Raw genomic sequence first — 18,119 nt, 5'->3', positions numbered from 1 at the left:
AATAAAAGGAGCAGGATGCCACCGGCGATCCGAAAGGCCGGGATGGAGATTCCAAAGAGCCGGAAGATGCCTTCCCCGGTAACGGCGAAGACGCTGAGGATGGCGAGGGCGATCGCGCAGGCTTTCAGGCTGACGGCGGCGCGTTCCTGGGCGGTATAACGATCGGTAAGACCGAGGAAAACCGGGATGACGGCCACCGGATCCACAATGGCAAAGAGCGCCGTAAATGAAGACGCAAAGTTCATGAACGAGGTTTTTAAATCCACGGAAGCTTCCCGCACAGTGATTCACGCATCAGTCGACAAGCATACCAGTGTTTCCATCCCCGTGGAAAGCCTTTTGCTCGGGCTCTTCACCTCTTTGGGTCGGTCGCGTCATGGTCAGCTGGGCCGCGGTCATAAGCCCGTGCTGAAACGCGGCCTCGGCATACGATAGATAGTAACGCCAGCTGCGAACGAAGCTTTCATCGAAGCCGAGGGCTTTGACCTCCTGCAGATGACTTTCAAACCGCTGCCGCCAGGCGTTGAGCGTGCGGGCATAGGACAGGCCGATGTCTTCGAGTCGTCGGACGCAAAAGTCGGCCTTTTCGTTCGCTGCATGCAGGAACTGCGAAAGTGAAGGCGTAAAGGAGCCAGGACTGATATACTTCCTTATCCAATCCGCACCGGCATGATTTTCCGAACGAAAACGCTCCGGTGTCAGCAAAAGCTGATGCACCATGATGCCCTGCGGTTTCAAGAGTTCATCGCAGTGAGCAAAGAATCCAGGCAGTTCCTGGGCATCCAGAGCATCAATCAGTTCGACCGAGACGATGCGATCGAAACTGCCTTTGACTGACCTGTAATCGAGGAGGGCCGGGAAAACCCTTTGCTCAAGGCCCATGGCGGCCACCTTCTCTTTCAGATAGCGGTGCTGCTCTTCCGAGATGGTGACGCTGGTGATTTTGCAGGGAAAACAGAGGGCGAGATAGAGCGAAAGACTGCCCCAGCCCGAGCCGAGTTCGAGGATATGATCGCCGGGGCGAATCTTCAGCTCCTGGGCGATGCGGCGATTTTTGCGAAGCTGCGCCTCTTCGAGGCTTTCCTTGCCTTCGAAGATCGCGCTGGAATTGGTGAGGGTCGGGTCCAGCATGAGCGTGAAAAAAGAGCGCTCCAGGTCGTAATGCGCAGCCAGGGAATCACTGAAGCCCGCCGGCCGTGTGCGATCGAGCATGGACTGGATTTCCTGGACGCTTTGCAGGAATTGAAAGAGCGGATGGTCGCCAAGGTCGACGCGACCCAGGGCATCCAATTGATCAATGTTCAACAAAAACCAGCGGATGAGAGCCACAAGGTCGGGAGAGTCCCAGTCGCCGTCGACAAAAGACTCGCCAAAACCGAGTTCACCGTGTTTCATAAAGCGCATGAAAAAACGCTCATTGCGTATTTCCATATCAGCCTGAATTTTTTTTCCGAAGCCGAAACTGTAGCTGTGAGCGTCGCCCTGGACTTTTAAGGTCAGACGACCGCGTGTCATGGATTGAAATTTAGCCAAAACCGCGCTTTTATAAAGGTTGCTCTGATAGGTTTCCCAACGTCTGAGTGTGCGGGGTATCAGTTCTTCCATGCGAACCTCCGCTGGCATGCTGGACGTGTGGCCCATAACCCTTTGAAATTCCGAGACTGGATCCATTCTGGTTGCAGGTCGTCGGTTCGAGATTCTGGGCAAAATGGCACTGATTCCCTTATATTTTCATGGGGCTTGCGTTAAGTAAAGAGTGGACTTAAGTTTTTGAGAAAGGACGCCGATTCGCAAAGAAAGGAGGGTGTTCTATGTTGATTGCTGTGTTGACTGGTGTGGCTCTAGTCGGAGTCGCTTGGGTGGCTGGTGAAGTCGCGAAACTCCAACCTTCCCCTCAGCCTGCCAAAGCGCCCGCTCGCAGACCGGGGCGTAAGTAATCCTAACTTTTAGCTTGTTGTTGTCGGATAGAGCCCGTTGAACGGATGAGTTGACGGGTTCCCACGAGGCCGCTTGGCCGGAGAGTCGACGGGTTCCCACGAGCCGACGGGTTCTCCCGAGCCGACGGATTTCCACGAGCCGACGGATTTCCACGAGCCGACGGGTTCCTGCACAACCCGCCAGATCGAAGCCCATAAATTCTATGACCTTTTCTGCAGCGCCATCACCGACTGGATCAACCCAGGATCCGCGAGATACGGCAGAGTGATCTTCCCTTGCGTCTGCTCGTTGTAAAGCGCCGAGGTCTCGATCGAGTGCGCATTGCCGGCCCAGGCTCGACGGGCCACGCCGCCCATCACATCCCAGGGCAGGGCACTGTCAATGATGCGATCGACCTCTTCACTTCCATCCAATAGCAGTCCAAAACCACCGTTGATGGATTTGCCGATACCGACGCCGCCCCCGTTATGCAAGGCGCACAGCGTCATTCCCCGCGCCGCATTACCCGCGAAAATATGGGTCGCCATCTCCGCCATGATATTGGACCCGTCCTTGATGTTCGACGTCTCGCGATAAGGTGAATCGGTTCCGCCCGTATCATGATGATCGCGACCCAGCATGATAGGCCCGACTTCCTTGGCCCGCACCATCGCATTGAAACGACGGGCGATGCGGCGGCGACCTTCGGCATCCTGATAAAGGATGCGTGCCTGCGTGCCCACCACCAGCTGATAGCCCTTGGCCTCGCGCACCCAGCGAAGGTTGTCCAGGTCCTGGTATCGAAGCTTCGGCCGCAGCTGGCTGATCGTCTCGGCCGCGGCGGCATCGGTACGGTCCAGATCCTTGGCATCACCGCTCAAACACACCCAGCGGAAGGGACCATAACCATAATCAAAGAGTTCGGGGCCCAGGATATCTTCCACATAGGACGGCCAGATAAAGCCCTCCTTCTCATTCTGCCCGTTTTTGCAGATGCCTTTCACGCCCGCATCATAAACCGATTTCATGAAGGCATTGCCGTAATCAAAGAAATAGGTCCCGCGCGCCACGAGCTTATGAATCAACTCGAAATGCTGCTGCAGCGTGGCATCCACCAGCTGACGGAAGCGGGCCTTGTCGGTCCCCAGCATCGCGGTGCGGGCTGCGAAATCCAGCTGAACCGGACAGTAGCCGCCTTCATACACTGCATGGCAGCTGGTCTGATCCGACAGAAGATCGATGCGAATATTTTGGTCCACGGCATGCGCCAGCAGCGTGACGATATTTCCGTGAAAGGCGATCGCCACGCCTTTTTTCGCGGCCACGGCTTCCTGGGCCCAGGCAAAGGCCTCGGCCGGGTTGCTCGTGACGCGGCTGACCCAACCCTGCGAACGCCGCGTTTCAATCCGCGAGGCGTCGACCTCGGCGATGATGCCGGCCGCGCCGGCGATCTCCACCGCTTTGCCCTGCGCGCCGCTCATGCCACCGAGTCCCGAGCTGACGAAGAGTCGACCGCGCAGATCACCATCCACCGGAATGCCGAGCTTCAAACGACCGGCGATCACAAGAGTGTTGTAGGTTCCGTGCACGATACCCTGCGGGCCGATGTACATCCAGCCGCCGGCGGTCATCTGCCCATAATTCGCAACACCAATGGCCGCCGCGCGGGCAAAGGCTTCCGGGTTATCGAAGAGGCCGACCATAAGACCATTGGTCGCCATTACGCGCGGCGCGGTTTTACTGCTGGGAAAAAGGCCGAGCGGATGGCCGGAATGCAGAACGAGCGTCTGATCCTCGGTCAGCTCTTCCAGATAGAGTTTGGTCAGACGATACTGCATCCAGTTTTGAAAGACCTGGCCGGTTTCTCCGTAGGTCACAAGCTCATAGGGATAAAGCGCAATCGCGAAATCAAGATTGTTGTCGATCATGACCTGCAGGGCTTTGCCGGCTTCACAGCGGCCCTTGTATTCATGCATTGGCCGCCCGCTCAGGCGACCCTGGGGGCGAAAACGATAGCCATAGATGCGGCCATGCGTCGTGAGTTCATTCAAAAATTCAGGAGCCAGCTTTGCGTGCAAAGACGGATGCACATAACGCAGCGCATTGCGCAAAGCCAACGCGATATCCGCCTCGTCCAGTTGGACAGCGCGTTTGGGGGCGCGGCGAATTCCAGGTTCGAATACGGGATCAGGGGGAAGCTGGGCGTCCAGGGCAAAGGCCATATTATCCTCATCATGACGTTGGCCTTCGAAATATGCCGTAAAAAGCCCGGAATGGAAAGAGCGGGCCTTTGCAGGTGGGAATGACGTGGTTTAATCTGCGACGTGAGTTCGCGATTATTCGCTGATCAGGTCGAAGTTCACGTTGATGTTGTAAACGCCGGCCGCGCCCGGTTCCGCCTTTTCCACGCGATCACGGAGTTCCATGTAGCGTGGGTTGGTCGGCTCCAGCGCTATGGCGTTTTTCAAGGCTTCGATCGTTTGCGCGCGGTCCTTCATCTGCCAGAAATAGGCGGAACGCATGTAATGGCCCGCTGCCGAAGATGGATGGGAACTCACGAACTCCTCGGTCAGAGTATTCATCTCCTGCGCCCTGCCCATGATGGCCAGGGCCACGAAATGCAGCTCAAGCCCCTGCTCATCATGCGGATTCTGATCCTTCAAAGCCGCGAGAGTGCGCAGCAGCTCCTCGCCCTGGGCGGGATTCTGCGACTTCATAAACTGAAAGAGCGCGATGCTCGCTTTCGCCTTCTTCACGCTATACGAAGGTTCGCGGCGCAGCAGCTCATCGGCCAGGCCCGACAGGAGGTCGAGCCTCTGCGGGTCAAGGTTATTGTATTCGTGGAAAAAGATTTGAGCGAGCGCGTCGGTGCTGAGATCCGCGGCCGGCTTATCCTTTTCAAAGTAAGCCACCAGCCCGGCCTTATAGAGGTAAAAGTAAAGAGCGCAGTTATTCTGCATGGCATTGGCGCCTTCTTCATCGGGCGTGCTGCAGGCGTTCCGCAGGCGACCGAGATGCGCGGGATCATGCTTGGCGAGAAAGGGGAGGGCTTCAGCGCAACTCTGCAGCGTATTTTTTTCTGCGTCCGTGAAGGCCTGAAATTCGTCAAAGGTGCCCTCGGTCACGCGCGCAAAAAGTCCTGGGCAGGGCGCAGGAAGGGTGGCAGGGGCTTTTTCCACGGCTGTGCGAATATTCACTGGCTGGACCAGCAGCTCGCGGATGCTTTTCGGTGCACCACCCGTTTCTGTCAGGGGATCAGCAGGGCGACGGCTGAAATACAGGGCGAGAATCAAAGCCGCCGTCAGCAGAATTCCAGAAAGAGTCAGTTGGGTTCGGTTGAGTTTCACAGCCACTCCTGCACGAAAAAGGGAATGCCCTGATGATAGCAGATGCGTGCGGTGTCATCCAGAAAGCGGACACTGCCTGAACCTTGGACAGCCGGGGTCGGATGGGAACTCTGCTAAAATATTGATTTTTTTGGTCAAAAAAAATACCGAAAAGCTGGTGCGGAATGTGAATAGGAAGGGGGCTTACGAATGTTTATCAGGGAGGGGAAACCTTGGGTTTATTGGCCAAGGGCTTTCGCACGACGCTTCGCATCATCGCAGGACTTTATCTGCTGGTGAACCTCTGCGTGGCGACGATTCCTCGCTGTGATACCATACTTTCCGTACTGCAGCACAGCCTCAGGAAGGAACTGAGCGAAGCTCCGTCCTGCCACAGTCCGAAGATTTCCCATAAATCGGCTCTGCAAAACGCGCATCTTTGTGAATGTGCGTTGGTCAAGTTTGTTTTTGTCACGCTACCGGCCTTTGATCCGCAAAAATTCATCGGCTTTCGCATTCAGACCAGCACCCTTATTCAGTTCGACTATATATTTTCCCTGCCTTCCAACATTCAAGGTCCCGAGCCGCCCTATCCGCGATGGAACATGGTTTAATCGCTTCTGATTGACACCAAACATCTTGGAAAAAGGGATTGAGTATGAAACTCCATTCATGCGCTGCGTTTATTTTTGCAGCTCTGATCGCTCTTGGCTGTGATTCCAAAAAAGATGAAAGCTCAAAGCATGACGATCATGCGGATGCTGCTGTTCAAGCGGACGATCCGACCTGCGCGGCCACCCACGAACATATGGGTCTTCATGGTGACCTTAGCGGTTTTACCGCGTCAGCGGCCGGGGCATTCCATGTGAAGATCGAGTGGAACGCGCCTTTGAAAGCATCGTCGCTGGAAAACAAGGCGACGGTCACCTTCGTCGATGAGCATGCGGAAGCTCTGCCCCTGAAACTGACGGGCTTTAAGCTCTTCATGCCTTCGATGGGCCATGGCTCCAGCAAAGCCGATCAGATGGTTTTGACCCAGGACAAGGACAATGCCAACGTCTGGTCGGTGGCGGGCATTTACTTCTCGATGGGCGGCGCCGCGGGGGACTGGGTCGTGGACGTGGAAGCCGGTGGCTGCGGATCGTCGGACAAGGCGCGCGTGTCGATTCCTGTCGAGGTGCAGTGATGCAAAAGCGCAGCAGCATGTTCTTTCTCATGTTGCTGACCGTCCTGCTTTCCGCGGGGCGGCAGGCTATGGCCTGTTCGTCCTGCGGCAGCGGCGGGGCTGATCCGGTTATTTTAAATCCTTATGAAAATCATAAACTCTATCTGGGGCTGAGCCATCAGAGTGATTTCCGGGATATAGATCAGCACGGAACGAAGCGGCGGAGCTACGGTCCCCAGCAAAAACAGAGTCTGGATCTGGCTTACGCGCAAAGGCTGACAGCCCGCGCCTTTGTCAGCGCGGTGACCAATTTCGGCCGCAATGCTTATCAAGGCCAGAGCGAAATGCAGAACGGCGATGCCTCGCTCCATATGCGTTTTAATGTGGTGCAGCCCAATATCGCCGAGCCTTGGATTCCCCAGCTGCAGCTTCTGGTGGGTCATCGTTTTGCGCTGGGGCGCTCGATCTATGATCAAAGGCGGGATCATGCGCTGGATGTCTTCGGCGCGGGCTATGATGAAACGTATCTGGGTGCGGACCTTTGGTATGGCATGAGCAGCATCATGTTCGGCGGCAGCCTCCTCTTCGGCCGGCCGGATAGTGCCACGAGCGAAGCGGGAACCGTCAAGCCCGGTCCCATGCAAAGGGCCATTGCCACCGTGGGCGGCATGCCGATCGATGCCGTGAAAATCATCGGCGGCGCGATCCAGGAAAAACGCGAGGGTTTCATGCTGGATGGCGCATCCCAGCCTGATTCGGATCGTTTGACCCATGATTTATTTTTGACTATGGAAACTTTGTATCCGGAAGGTTCCAATTATCGTGTGACCTTGAATCGTCGGGCGGCCTTCGGCTCCAACCGGAACGCCGTGGAAGCAACCGCCATCACCCTGGCCTGGATGAGAGCTTTATGAAATATCTCGCCCTTGTTTTGCTGCTCGTGACGGACGTGGCTCTGGCCTGCGCGCCCATGACCTATGCTCAGCTTCAGGAGCAGCTCAAGAAAGAGCCGGCCGAGGAGCTGGTGTTTTTCGCGTCCTGGTGCGCGAGCTGCAAAAAGCATCTCGTGCCGGATCAACTGGCGAAGAGCTATTTCATTGCATCATTTGATGAAGAGGCGGCGGCGACCAAGGCTTTCACTGCATTTTTGGGCAGCGATTCTTTGAAACGCTGCATCTTCGATAAGGATGGCTCCATCGCTGCGGCCCACGGCATCAAATCCCTGCCGGCTGTGACGAGGCCGAAGCTTTGAGGCCCATCAGGGAGCCAGGATCAGTCGAATGACATCACCGACGCTTCGATGATATTCCAAAGGGTGGCGCAGGGGGCGATCGAATGAAAGTTTGTACTGATTCTTGCGCCCCACCCGAATGCGCGTCAGATAACCTTCCTCTTCCAACTCCGAGATAATTTTATGCACCGCCCGCTCGGTGATGCCCACGGACTCGGCGATATCACGCAGAGTGATATCGGGATCCTTGGCCAACGCAATCAGCACATGCCCATGATTGGTGAAAAACGTCCATAACGCCTGCGTTTTGAGGTCGCCGGATACTTCTGGCTGTGATGTTTTGTCGTGATCCACTCTGAAACCTCATTCCTGTCGCTTTTCATCCAAGGGTCGGGGGTCAGTATAAAGCTAATTGACGAAGCCAAACACATGAATTGTGTTTCATGAGAAAGGCACCTCTGCTTGGGGCGTGCCTTGAGGTCCCTCGTTGTGATTGTCGTCTGACTGTGCATTTTCCTGCTGGCGCGAAATCAGCCGGCATCAAAGAGGCAGCCGTTACGATTGAAGCAGGAGCGGGGTGGCTGGAAACTTATCGCGAAGGCTTACAATCCTGCACCGAAAATTTGACAAGCCCGACTCAAGAAGTTAATCATATTAACCGACAAGTTAATGTAGTTAACCAAGGGGGCCTCTGTGGCGCGAACGACCTTAAATCGAGACAAAATCATCCATCATGCTTACGACCTGGCTAATGCTCAGGGTTTTGACTCCTTGAATTTGGCTGCGCTGGCGCGGGATCTGGGTGTCCAGACTCCAGGTCTTTACAAACATACGGAAGGGCTTGAGGACATTCGTCGGGGCGTGGTTTTGATCGCTCTGCGGCAACTGCATGGGATCCTGCTGACAGCCTTGGCGGGACGCTCCGGTGATGTCGCGATTCGGAGCGTGGCTGCTGCTTATCGGCGCTTTGCCCACGATACTCCCGGCGCCTTCGATGCGACAGCCGTGGCTCCCCCTCAGGACGACAAGGAATGGCATGAAGCCGGCTGGCAGGTTGTCAACGCTGTGGCTTGCGTCTTTACCTCTTACGATTTGTCCCGTGACCAAATCGTTCATGCCGTGCGCATCCTGCGAAGTTCGATTTATGGATTCGTCGCTCTTGAGCGTAATCGTGGCTTCGGCCTGCCTCAGGACCTCGATATCAGCTTCAGCAGTCTCGTCACGGTTTTGATTGAAGGACTAAAAACCCACTTTTCGATGGCACCTAAGGAGGAAATGTTATGAAAATTCTGAGATCTTTGATCACTGTCCTGCCTTTTCTCTTGGCGTCGCAGGCATCCGCGGAATCATCCAGGATTCAGTGGGACGTTGAAGTCGATCCTATTGCTTACGCCATGCAGGGGTTTTCCGTGCATCTTGGTCTATCACCAGCTTATGGGCGATGGGATCTTGGCGTTTACGGCATGAAGCTGCCGTCTGACGTCGTTGACAATGATAATTTTGAAGCTTCTTTCCGCGGGGCCGGCGTGAAGTGGGATCTGAAGCGTGCTGATGAAAGAGGTTGGTTCCTGGGTATCGAAGGCGGATGGAGTGAACAAAAATTCGTCCATATTCCGAGTTCTGAGGAACTGAAACTCAATGAATATAGCTACGGAGTCCGCGGAGGCTATCGTTTCATCATTTCCAGCGTTACGATCACGCCCTGGTTGGGTTTAGGCTATAGCCCGAACACAGATAATATCGTGATAGCCGGCGATGAGCTGAAAAGGAGCCGTTACACCGTGTTCCCGACTGTCCACATCGGCTACCTCTTCTGATAGCCCCCTCACTTTAAAACTTCATTCCTGTGGCTTCCATCCCCCGTCAAAGAGCGGGGGCCGCAGAAAGTGAATTGACGAAACCAAACACATGAATTAGGTTTCATGTAACGTGTTTCATGAATTTAAAGTGAGGTCGGGACTCCCATGCAAGTAGCTGAACTTCCAGGTCTTTTGGCGCTCTTCGGCATACTCAGTATTGGCTTAGGTATCATCATCTCGCTCGTGAGGCCTTTGAAGGCGCGACGCCTGGTTCCCATGAGCTCGCTCGTGAGTCTGTTTTTTTTCGTCGCGGCCTGGGTTTCTTTGGAACAAACACCCTTCGCCAGCATGGGCCTGGATCTTGTGCCGGGGCTTTGGCTGAATCGTCTTTCGATGAGCGTGAGCTGTCTCGTTGCGCTCCTGTCCTGGGTGGTGACGCGCTATGCGGTGCGGTACCTCGATGGTGATGCCGTGCAGAGTCGCTTCTTTCTTTACGCGCAGTTTACCGTTGCGATGGTTCTGCTCATGATCCTCACCAATCATTTTCTTTTCCTCGTGGTCGCCTGGAGCGGGACAGGCCTGGGATTAAATCGCCTCCTCTGCCTTTACAGAGATCGGCCTGAGGCTCTGCGCACGGCTCAGCATAAATTCATCATATCGCGGCTGGGTGATGTGGCGATCATGGGCGCGGCTTACTTTATCTGGGAAAATTTCCGCAGCTTTCATCTGCCCACGGTCTGGTCCATGGTGGAAGCCGGGCAGGGCGGTGGTGATGTCATTGGAATCCTTCTGGTCATCGCCGCGCTCACACGATCGGCCCAGGTTCCCTTTCATTCCTGGCTGCCGGAAACCCTGGATACACCGACCCCTGTTTCGGCTCTGATGCATGCCGGCATTATCAACGCCGGTGGTTATCTGATCCTTCGTACTCTTCCGCTGGTGACGCCCACGGCTCTTGGCATTCTCGGTCTCTTCGGTTTTCTGAGTATCGTGATCGCAGGTCTGACGATGCTCGCCACACCCGATCGGAAGCGGCAGCTGGCACTCAGCACCAGTGCGCAGATGGGATTTATGTTCCTGCAGATCAGCTTCGGACTGCCGACGGCGGGACTCATGCACATGCTCGGTCACGCGTTTTACAAGGCTCACTGTTTCCTTGCTTCGGGTGAACTCTCGCGCTTCCGTCAGACCCAGGTGAACTGGGCCTGGGGTGGAACGGTGGCGACGATATCGCTTCTCATACTCACAGCTTTGCCGCTACTCGTCTTCATGCAGGCCGGGGCCACGATCTTCACGCTGGGTCATGCGGTTTCTCTGTCTCTCTCGATACTCGCCCTCGGCAGCGGGCTCCTTTTGCATGCAACGCTGGCTCCGAGTCGCGGGCACATCGCAGTCGGCGCCATGATTATCATGGTCGCAGGTCCCCTACTTCTGACTCTGAGCCACAAGGCTGGCAGTTTCCTTCTCTCGCCGCCCCGGCCTTATCTGGAGGCGCATGATGCCATCCTTCTTCTGGTCACGGCCGGATCCATGGGACTCTTTGTGCTGCAACGAAGCCTCTCGTCCTGGCCGGCTGTCAAACGCTGGGCCTTTCTTACCCATGCACGGCACGGATTTTATTTTCACGCGATGACTCAACGTCTGATTGGAAAGGTGAACCATGTTTGAACTGGATGTGCTTCCCAACGTTGCCGCCGAGGTTCGGAAAATCTGTCAACGCCAGACCCCGCTTTGGACTCTGGAACGCTTCGTCGCCGTGAATCCTTTTCAAGGTTCGACGGATGCCCCGATTCTGGATGTCGCTTTTCAACAGAAACGTCAGCTGGGCCGCGATATTTATCCCGACTGGAATTTTTTCCGCGAGGCCTATCAGAAGGGGCGCGTGACCACGCGGGATCTGACAAAAGTTCTGGAGCACACCCCTGACTTTGATGGAGCCCTTACCGTCGCGGCTCTTCTGCAGGCTCTGGAGGAAGGCAGAAAACAGCCGAAATCCCCTGGTTTTCTCTTGCCGAGCGAAGCCCTTTTGGAACCCATCCGGTCGGAGCTGGATGAAGCCGTGGCTCAGTTCAGCGCCACCATCTTCGATCAGTCGCATGCGGCCTGGGGCTTTCAAAATCCGCAGCAGTATCTTGAGATCTGGCTGACGACAGCCGCTCAGGACCGCAGCTGGGATATCAAAGGTCTTGGCTTTATTCGCCAGTCGCTGGCGCGCATGAAAGCGGAGGATGCCTGGTCCTTTGCGAATGCGCTTTACCGCGCCTGGACGGATGATGAAGAGAGCCTCACGGCGTTGAGTGAAAGAATCATCCAATCGGTTTCAGGCTGGTTCGCCTATGCCCGCTTTCTGGATCGCGAGCAGCAGGCTGAGGCCCAGAAAGGGAATATTGCCGAGCAGGTGTTCCTGGCCCGGGCTCTTCTGGAATGGAGCGTCTGGGTGAATAAAAAACCCGAGCGCCCGGCGAAAGACGCGCTTTGGAATATTCAGGATAGCACATGGAAGATCGATCTTATCCAACGGGATATCTGGCTTCAGGCTTATGAGGAAAGCCTGCGCCGGCAGCTGGTCGACGCTCTGCCGCCTCTGGCGCCAGGACATGCAACGCCGCCTCTGGCGCCAGGACATGCAACGCCGCCCCAGGCGCCAGGACATGCTGCGGCGCCCCAGGCGCCAGGACATGTTGCGGCGCCCGAGTATCAATTCCTCTTTTGCATCGACGCCCGCTCGGAGCCACTGCGTCGGCATCTTGAAAAGCAGAGCGAGAGCATCGAAACCCTGGGTTTCGCCGGATTTTTCGCGGCACCTGTCGCGGCCGCGAATGAAGCCGGGGAATGGACGGATCGTTGTCCCATCCTTTTGAGCGCTTCAGTCCAGGCTGAGCATAAAAAACAGCATCAAAGTCCCACGCGCTTTCTGCCCCATCTTCTAAGCCGGCATCTCAACACCTGCTTCAGCTATGTGGAAGCCCTGGGTGTCCTGGATGCACCGCGTCTTATCCGTCGGAGCCTTCAACGGCAAACTCCACGGCCGGAAGGTCCACGGCGTTTGGAGCTGAAAAACAAGGACTCTCAGCAGCTGCCTCTGGAAGATCGCCTTCAGATCGCGCGAAACTTTCTTAAGCACACGGGCCTGCGCGGTCGACTGGCTCCCTATGTTTTCCTTTGCGGACACGGATCCTCGACACAGAATAACCCCTATGGCTCGGCCTTGGGCTGCGGAGCCTGCGGTGGTCACCGCGGGGATATCAATGCGCTCGCGGCCTGTCAGATTCTTAACGATTCCGATGTAAGAGCAGTCCTAGCCGGAACGCCGGATGCGATTCCCGATACCACACTCTTTGTGCCGATGCTTCATGAAACCTGCAGTGGGACTCTGCATTTCCTTACGGATGATCCCGGCATTCCCGAGCTGAAAACATGGCTTGAACAGGCCGCACAAGCTTACGTCGCCGAGCGCGCCCTCCGCGAGAATCGTGCAGGTGATCCTCTGCAGGAAGCACAAAAGCGTGCGAGCGACTGGAGTGAAATTCGTCCTGAATGGGGCCTTGCCGGAAATGTTTACTTCATCGCGGCGCCGCGGACTTTGACCCGGAATCTGGATTTGGAAGGACGGGCTTTCCTGCATCACTACGATCCCGCTGCCGATACCGATGGGGCCACGCTCGAACTGATTCTGATCGCGCCTCTGGTTGTGGCTCATGGCATCAACATGCAGTACTTCGCATCCAGTGTCGCGCCCGAGACTCTGGGCAGCGGCAGCAAGACCCTGCATAATCTGGTCGGGTCCTTCGGTGTTCTGGAAGGGACGAGCTATCAGCTGCGGCAGGGTCTTCCCTGGCAATCCGTTCATAATGGAACGGATCTGCAGCATGAACCGCTGCGCCTTCAGGCCTTTATCTATGCAAAACCTGAGGCCATGGAAGCGGTCTTGAACAAACATCCCGCCGTGCGCCAGCTGGTTGAGGGAGAATGGATCAGCCTGATCAGTCTGGATGCTGGCGGGAGTCGGATGCGGCGTCTGCCGCGCGGGGGCTGGCTGGCTTTCTGAGAACGAAAATTTCGTACCGCCTCATTCCGGGCTCGCACCCGGAGTGAGGATCCATTAAGTTCGCCCTTCCCTGGCCTTCCCTGGCCTGCTTTCGAAAGGGTGAAATCATGATGCACGCTGCAAAATTTCAGATAAGCTTCGCCGCCCTGATGCTGCTCCTGACCGGAGCCTGCGCGACGAAACCTCTTCTTTATTCGATGGATGAACCAGAAGTGGCCGTGAAGTCCACGGCCTGGGTTGACCTTACCGAAGGTGAACGCGAAGGCATCGCTGACAAGCAGTGTGTCACGCATCTTTACCGCTGCGATTTCGATGACAAGGGTCAGGTGACCGCAGTGGAGGCCTTGGACCTTTCCCATGCGGAATTCAAGGAACTCTCGGAGGAATCCTTGCGGGCCTGGAAGTTTCAGCCGGGCAAAGCAGGTCAGTGCTTCGTTGATTTTGTTTATACCGACGATGCCCGAACGCGCATGATCATCCTGCAGAAAGCCCATGCCGAGAAAGTAGCCAGCACCCGGGCCCAGGAACGGATGCCGCGTCCGGCCACAGCGCGAAAGAAGACTCGTTCCATCAAGCAGGTCACCCCCAGATTCCCCAAAGAGGCTGCGATCAAAGGCACCATGGGTGTGGTTCGACTGCAGTTCGATGTGAATGCAGAGGGTATTCCTGAAAATATAAAGGTCATTGACTCCAAACCGGAACGTGAGTTCGATCGCGAGGCTCGCGTCGCTCTTCAATACTGGCGTTACAAACCTCTGGCCGAAGAACCTGATACCGAGCGATCCAATATTGAAGTCGCGTTTTACTTCAATCTGGAAGGTCGCCTGGGTTACGACTGTCCGCTCGGATACTAAAGCTATCTGCCTTGCATGAATGTACCAGGGGCTCCGCAGTTTTGCGGCATGAGATTTGCAAAGTAAAATCTGCAGGTTTTCATGAATTGCTGGTGGCGAGGCTGATGAAATTTCTTAAAAAGATACTCGCGGAAACCCCGCTGAGTTTTTTACTCGTGATGATTCCCATAGCCATGTTTTGTGAGATGCGTGAGACGACAGCGGCCTGGCGTTTTCTTTCGTCGGGCCTTGCCGTGATACCGCTGGCCGGTCTTCTGGGGAGTGCCACGGAAGATCTGACGGAAACCATGGGCCCGGGGCTCGGCGGATTTTTAAATGGTTCGCTCGGCAACGCGGCGGAACTCATCATCGGACTTGTCGCGATTCGTGAAGGCCCCGTTATGTATCCGCTGGTGAAGGCTTCCATTACAGGATCCATCGTCGGCAACGTTCTTTTTGTGTTGGGCATGTCTTTCGTTGCGGGTGGTATCCGGCATCATACGCAGAAGTTCAATCGCACCGCTGCCTCAACAGGTGCGACGCTCCTGGCCCTGGCGGCTGTTTCCCTCGTGATCCCTGCGGCCTATTACACGATTGCGAGCGGCACACCCGGACGCGCTGCACGGGTCGTTCATGTCAGCGAAGAAATCTCCGTCATACTTCTGATCGTGTATGCCCTGAATCTCCTTTTTCTTCTGCACACCCATAAAAGCATTTTCAATCATGTCCAGGCGCACGAAAAAAAAGCAGCCCCCGGAAAAGTGAACAGCCGTCGAGACGCTTTGATCATGCTGGCCTTGGCCACCGCGGGAATTGCCTATGTCAGTGAAATCTTCGTCGGGTCCGCGCAGGATGCGGCGACATCCTTTGGGATGAACCCCGTCTTCATCGGGGTCTTTGTCGTTGCGGTCGTGGGTAACGCGGCCGAACACTCATCGTCGGTGCTGATGGCGATCAAAAATAAACTCGATGTCTCGCTCATGATCACGGTCGGCAGCAGCATACAGATCGCGCTCTTCGTGGCGCCTGTTCTGCTTTTTTCCAGTCTCTTGATCAATCCCTCGCATCCCTTGGACCTCCACTTCACGTTGCTGGAGGTCCTGTCCGTTGTCATTTCCATGCTGATCCTGGCCTTTGTCTGCCAGGACGGGGAAAGCAACTGGCTGGAGGGCGTGATGATGCTCGGCGTTTATATAATTCTTGCTGTGGCTTTTTATAATTTGCCTTAGGGACCGTCCACCGTTTCAACGAGATGAAAGTTGACCCCTGGATAGTCCGCGGCACGAGGCACTTCAAAGAGGCTATTAAAGAACTCAAAGTCCCGCCTCTCGATGATGTGGTTGTCGTCTCCGGGGTTCTGATTTCTCATGGTCAATCGTTGCCAGCGCAGTTCGGCCTCAGTCTTCAGATAAATCATTTCAATCGGACACCCATACTGGGCAAAGCGCGCGACCAGGGCCAGGCGGTCCTGATGCTTCCAAAATCCCCAGTCGAGAACCACCGGCACCTTGTTCCGAAGACTATCGGCCGCAAGGTCCAGCAGATACCTGCGACAGAGATCCTGTTTGGCCAGGAAAGCCTCGCGTCCGTCTATGACTCCATAGAGCTTGAGCATGGCTTCATCCAGGCTCAAAAGCACGGCAAGCTTCTCTTGTGCCAGCTGGCGGGCATAGGTGGTCTTGCCGCTGGCCACGGGACCACAAATGATGTGAAGTGAGGGCATGCCGCGCGTCTCCTCGTGTTATTCGGCAAGGTCAAAGGCAAAGTAACCAAAGTCAAAGCACATCTCATCAAAGCTGCCAAAGCCGCCGAAGACTTCATTCTCGCTGGAATTGCTGTAGGTGCATTCCACAGAGCGGCGCCACTGACCAAGGTCGGCAAAGGGCACGACTTTGGCGGTTTCCCATTGGAAATCCCGCTGCCAGTGAAGATCCCAGTTGCTGACGCTCAAGAGAATTTCAGCGTCCTGCCCCACGCGGCCCTGGCGAATAATGCCCGATTTGCCGAAGGCATGCATATGAAGGTTCGAGGAGTGAGCCTCAAGATTCTTAATGGGCGTCGTGATCTTCAGAACTCGCTTGCCGTAATCCGCAATCTGGCCGAGAGTGCGTTCGGTGGAGAAGCTGCGTTCTTCCCCGGCTGGAATCACCATCGAACGATTGGTGCGGCTCTGGGTCCAGGCTCCCTTGGTAAGGGGATAATAGAACGCGGGCTTACGAACCTCCTTGGCCGTTTTGATGGCGACCGTGGAGTTCTGATCGACTTCATCCTTGGCTCCGCTGGTATAGTAATGCATCTGAACGACGAAGGCGCCGCCTTTGGGAATCATGATGCCCGATTGATCGGGGAAGCTGTAGCCGCCTTCCATGCCAGGAGCCCAGTGAGCCAGCCAGTAGTTTTCATCATTCAGCTTCTGAATGCTGCCGGGATATTTCTTCTCCCAGGCGGCCTGGACAGCAGGATCACCGATGCGATCAGGAGTCGCTCCACCGAAGCATTCATAACCGCGACCGGGCTCTTCCTGATCCAGTTCGTTCAGATAGGGAAGGATCTCCGCCGAGGCCATGTAGACGACGATGTGATGAACGATTTTTTTATTGCCGGCGATGGCATCAAAGCCTGTGACGTAATTCACGGCGTCCAGTTTATTCTCAAAGGGCACGATGAAACAGCGATAGTCATCCGAGCGTTTCTGATCGGGCAGATAGGAACCGCCGTCGGTGAAGATCGAGTAAGTCTGATCCGCTGCGAAGTTATCCTTTTTCAAAGGCGCCTTGTAATCGGCCGCCTGGCCTTCCTGGGCCCCCCGATCGATCCACTGGACGAGCTTGCTCAGTTCGGTCGGTGTCAGGGAAAGGTCGTCCTTATAGGTTTGGTGACCAGCATCCGCAATCCAGGGCGGCATACGTTTGCCAAGAACCGCGCTGCGAACCGAACCTTGTTTCGCTGTAAGCTGCGCATAGGTTTCCAAAGAAAATCCACCCAGGCCGCCTTCGGTGTGGCAGCTCGTGCACTTGGAAACCACGATGGCTTTGATGTCCTTATGATAAGTAAGGCCCGCTGCATCAGGAATGTCCACGAGCCCCGGTGTCGTAGGCCCCGCAGGAGTTTCAGGATCTGATGACTTTTTCGAGTCGAGACAGGCGTAAAAAACGGTCAGGGCAGCGATAGGGACAAGGGCCAGGATTCTCATGCTTTTACTCTCTTGAACTTAGATTGATGATGACAAACCTGAGAGGGCGTCTTTGATGGCGAGATACTCACTGGCACTCAGATGGCCTTCCTTGCGTAAAAGGATGGTACCATCCCGATGGATCAGAACAATGGTCGGAACGCTTTCAACCTTCAGTGATGTGCGCAGGTGCTGCTGGTGATCGTGATAGGCATGCTGTGTGAGGAAGGTGGATGGGCGTTGTATCACAGTTCCGCGGGCCTCGTCTGTCGTCTCGTCGATACTCACAGACAAAAACTGCAGGCGCGATGCATGAGAGGTCTGATGAGACAGCACCACCCGCTCCAGTTCGCTGCTGATTCCACTGCAGCTGCGGCACCACGAGGCCCAGAATTGTACAAGCAAGGGCTGACCTTTGAAATCGGAAGCGGAGCGCAGAACTTTTTTGCCGTCCAGGCTCACAAGGCTGAAGGTGTTGGGCCACCTGGGTTTGGTTGCGGCCTCAAGCGACCCTGTTGTGACGCAGGACATGAGCAGTGTGAGCAGACAAAGTATCCGTAGCCTGAGAGTAGCTGACATTGTCAGAGCCTATAGTTTATTGATTAGGCAGGGGAATAACAGCGAACGG

The 18,119-nt window shown here is 55.6% G+C and carries 18 protein-coding genes; 10 read left to right on the top strand and 8 right to left on the bottom strand.

All coding sequences use genetic code 11. The features are described from left to right. The 4 genes from VFO10_RS17960 to VFO10_RS17945 all read right to left on the bottom strand — a co-directional run. Positions 1–266 (bottom strand): MarC family protein (locus VFO10_RS17960; RefSeq protein WP_325142683.1); only part of this gene is annotated, 266 nt, incomplete at its 3' end. A 28-nt stretch (positions 267–294) separates the two neighbouring features. Next, entirely contained in the window at positions 295–1,605 is a 1,311-nt protein-coding gene (locus tag VFO10_RS17955; protein ID WP_325142682.1) for a cyclopropane-fatty-acyl-phospholipid synthase family protein, read from the bottom strand. 533 nt (positions 1,606–2,138) lie between these two features. Then, positions 2,139–4,139, bottom strand: a complete 2,001-nt coding sequence (locus VFO10_RS17950) for a urocanate hydratase (protein WP_325142680.1) — start codon at positions 4,137–4,139, stop codon at positions 2,139–2,141. A 114-nt stretch (positions 4,140–4,253) separates the two neighbouring features. Then, entirely contained in the window at positions 4,254–5,264 is a 1,011-nt protein-coding gene (locus VFO10_RS17945; protein ID WP_325142678.1) for a hypothetical protein, read from the bottom strand. A gap of 212 nt (positions 5,265–5,476) precedes the next feature. On the opposite strand from VFO10_RS17945, the gene VFO10_RS17940 reads away from it, so the two are divergent. From VFO10_RS17940 to VFO10_RS17925, 4 genes are read left to right on the top strand one after another with little or no spacing between them, the layout of a single operon-like run. Then, entirely contained in the window at positions 5,477–5,857 is a 381-nt protein-coding gene (locus VFO10_RS17940) for a hypothetical protein (protein ID WP_325142676.1), read from the top strand. Between the two features lie 44 nt (positions 5,858–5,901). Then, positions 5,902–6,429, top strand: a complete 528-nt coding sequence (locus VFO10_RS17935) for a hypothetical protein (protein ID WP_325142674.1) — start codon at positions 5,902–5,904, stop codon at positions 6,427–6,429. Further along, positions 6,429–7,322: a hypothetical protein gene (locus VFO10_RS17930; RefSeq protein ID WP_325142672.1), complete on the top strand. Its 894-nt coding sequence runs from the start codon at positions 6,429–6,431 to the stop codon at positions 7,320–7,322. The genes VFO10_RS17935 and VFO10_RS17930 overlap by 1 nt, the downstream gene beginning before the upstream one ends. Continuing rightward, on the top strand, positions 7,319–7,660 hold the full coding sequence (locus VFO10_RS17925) for a hypothetical protein (protein ID WP_325142670.1): 342 nt from the start codon (positions 7,319–7,321) through the stop codon (positions 7,658–7,660). Before VFO10_RS17930 ends, VFO10_RS17925 begins: the two co-directional genes overlap by 4 nt. A gap of 6 nt (positions 7,661–7,666) precedes the next feature. On the opposite strand, the gene VFO10_RS17920 is transcribed toward VFO10_RS17925, so the two are convergent. Then, positions 7,667–7,993 carry a helix-turn-helix transcriptional regulator gene (locus tag VFO10_RS17920; RefSeq protein ID WP_325142669.1) on the bottom strand — a complete coding sequence of 109 codons (327 nt, stop codon included), beginning with the start codon at positions 7,991–7,993 and terminating at the stop codon, positions 7,667–7,669. A 339-nt stretch (positions 7,994–8,332) separates the two neighbouring features. Here VFO10_RS17920 and VFO10_RS17915 point away from each other — a divergent pair, with 339 nt between their 5' ends. The 6 genes from VFO10_RS17915 (at position 8,333) to cax (ending at position 15,548) form a co-directional block, all read left to right on the top strand. After that, complete coding sequence (locus VFO10_RS17915) at positions 8,333–8,923, top strand: TetR/AcrR family transcriptional regulator (RefSeq protein ID WP_325142666.1); 591 nt, start codon at positions 8,333–8,335, stop codon at positions 8,921–8,923. After that, positions 8,920–9,456: a hypothetical protein gene (locus tag VFO10_RS17910; RefSeq protein ID WP_325142665.1), complete on the top strand. Its 537-nt coding sequence runs from the start codon at positions 8,920–8,922 to the stop codon at positions 9,454–9,456. Before VFO10_RS17915 ends, VFO10_RS17910 begins: the two co-directional genes overlap by 4 nt. 147 nt (positions 9,457–9,603) lie before the next feature. Next, the gene (locus tag VFO10_RS17905) at positions 9,604–11,106 is read left to right on the top strand and encodes a proton-conducting transporter membrane subunit (RefSeq protein ID WP_325142663.1); all 1,503 of its coding nucleotides are present in this window, start codon (positions 9,604–9,606) and stop codon (positions 11,104–11,106) included. Continuing rightward, on the top strand, positions 11,099–13,486 hold the full coding sequence (locus tag VFO10_RS17900) for a putative inorganic carbon transporter subunit DabA (RefSeq protein ID WP_325142661.1): 2,388 nt from the start codon (positions 11,099–11,101) through the stop codon (positions 13,484–13,486). The genes VFO10_RS17905 and VFO10_RS17900 overlap by 8 nt, the downstream gene beginning before the upstream one ends. Before the next feature lie 107 nt (positions 13,487–13,593). Continuing rightward, positions 13,594–14,340: an energy transducer TonB gene (locus VFO10_RS17895; protein WP_325142659.1), complete on the top strand. Its 747-nt coding sequence runs from the start codon at positions 13,594–13,596 to the stop codon at positions 14,338–14,340. Between the two features lie 104 nt (positions 14,341–14,444). Continuing rightward, positions 14,445–15,548 carry a calcium/proton exchanger gene (gene cax / locus VFO10_RS17890; protein ID WP_325142657.1) on the top strand — a complete coding sequence of 368 codons (1,104 nt, stop codon included), beginning with the start codon at positions 14,445–14,447 and terminating at the stop codon, positions 15,546–15,548. Here cax and VFO10_RS17885 read toward each other — a convergent pair. From VFO10_RS17885 to VFO10_RS17875, 3 genes are read right to left on the bottom strand one after another with little or no spacing between them, the layout of a single operon-like run. After that, on the bottom strand, positions 15,545–16,042 hold the full coding sequence (locus tag VFO10_RS17885; protein ID WP_325142654.1) for an ATP-binding protein: 498 nt from the start codon (positions 16,040–16,042) through the stop codon (positions 15,545–15,547). The genes cax and VFO10_RS17885 overlap by 4 nt on opposite strands. 18 nt (positions 16,043–16,060) lie before the next feature. Continuing rightward, positions 16,061–17,512, bottom strand: a complete 1,452-nt coding sequence (locus VFO10_RS17880; RefSeq protein WP_325142650.1) for a hypothetical protein — start codon at positions 17,510–17,512, stop codon at positions 16,061–16,063. A gap of 18 nt (positions 17,513–17,530) precedes the next feature. Next, positions 17,531–18,070, bottom strand: coding sequence for a TlpA disulfide reductase family protein (locus VFO10_RS17875; protein WP_325142648.1), 540 nt, complete (start codon positions 18,068–18,070; stop codon positions 17,531–17,533). Positions 18,071–18,119 lie beyond the last annotated feature (49 nt).

Origin of the sequence: Oligoflexus sp. (assembly GCF_035712445.1) — a bacterium.
GTDB lineage: Bacteria > Bdellovibrionota_B > Oligoflexia > Oligoflexales > Oligoflexaceae > Oligoflexus.
Note: the sequence above shows the minus strand (reverse complement) of the source record. Positions and strands in the feature narration are given on the sequence as shown.

What these genes read in the sequence shown, in the direction of transcription:
- VFO10_RS17955 (WP_325142682.1), bottom strand. Translation starts at nt 1,605, where the DNA reads ATGGAAGAACTGATACCCCGCACACTCAGACGTTGGGAAACCTATCAG.
- VFO10_RS17950 (WP_325142680.1), bottom strand. Translation starts at nt 4,139, where the DNA reads ATGGCCTTTGCCCTGGACGCCCAGCTTCCCCCTGATCCCGTATTCGAA.
- VFO10_RS17935 (WP_325142674.1), top strand. Translation starts at nt 5,902, where the DNA reads ATGAAACTCCATTCATGCGCTGCGTTTATTTTTGCAGCTCTGATCGCT.
- VFO10_RS17930 (WP_325142672.1), top strand. Translation starts at nt 6,429, where the DNA reads ATGCAAAAGCGCAGCAGCATGTTCTTTCTCATGTTGCTGACCGTCCTG.
- VFO10_RS17925 (WP_325142670.1), top strand. Translation starts at nt 7,319, where the DNA reads ATGAAATATCTCGCCCTTGTTTTGCTGCTCGTGACGGACGTGGCTCTG.
- VFO10_RS17910 (WP_325142665.1), top strand. Translation starts at nt 8,920, where the DNA reads ATGAAAATTCTGAGATCTTTGATCACTGTCCTGCCTTTTCTCTTGGCG.
- VFO10_RS17905 (WP_325142663.1), top strand. Translation starts at nt 9,604, where the DNA reads ATGCAAGTAGCTGAACTTCCAGGTCTTTTGGCGCTCTTCGGCATACTC.
- VFO10_RS17900 (WP_325142661.1), top strand. Translation starts at nt 11,099, where the DNA reads ATGTTTGAACTGGATGTGCTTCCCAACGTTGCCGCCGAGGTTCGGAAA.
- VFO10_RS17895 (WP_325142659.1), top strand. Translation starts at nt 13,594, where the DNA reads ATGATGCACGCTGCAAAATTTCAGATAAGCTTCGCCGCCCTGATGCTG.
- cax (WP_325142657.1), top strand. Translation starts at nt 14,445, where the DNA reads ATGAAATTTCTTAAAAAGATACTCGCGGAAACCCCGCTGAGTTTTTTA.
- VFO10_RS17885 (WP_325142654.1), bottom strand. Translation starts at nt 16,042, where the DNA reads ATGCCCTCACTTCACATCATTTGTGGTCCCGTGGCCAGCGGCAAGACC.
- VFO10_RS17880 (WP_325142650.1), bottom strand. Translation starts at nt 17,512, where the DNA reads ATGAGAATCCTGGCCCTTGTCCCTATCGCTGCCCTGACCGTTTTTTAC.
- VFO10_RS17875 (WP_325142648.1), bottom strand. Translation starts at nt 18,070, where the DNA reads ATGTCAGCTACTCTCAGGCTACGGATACTTTGTCTGCTCACACTGCTC.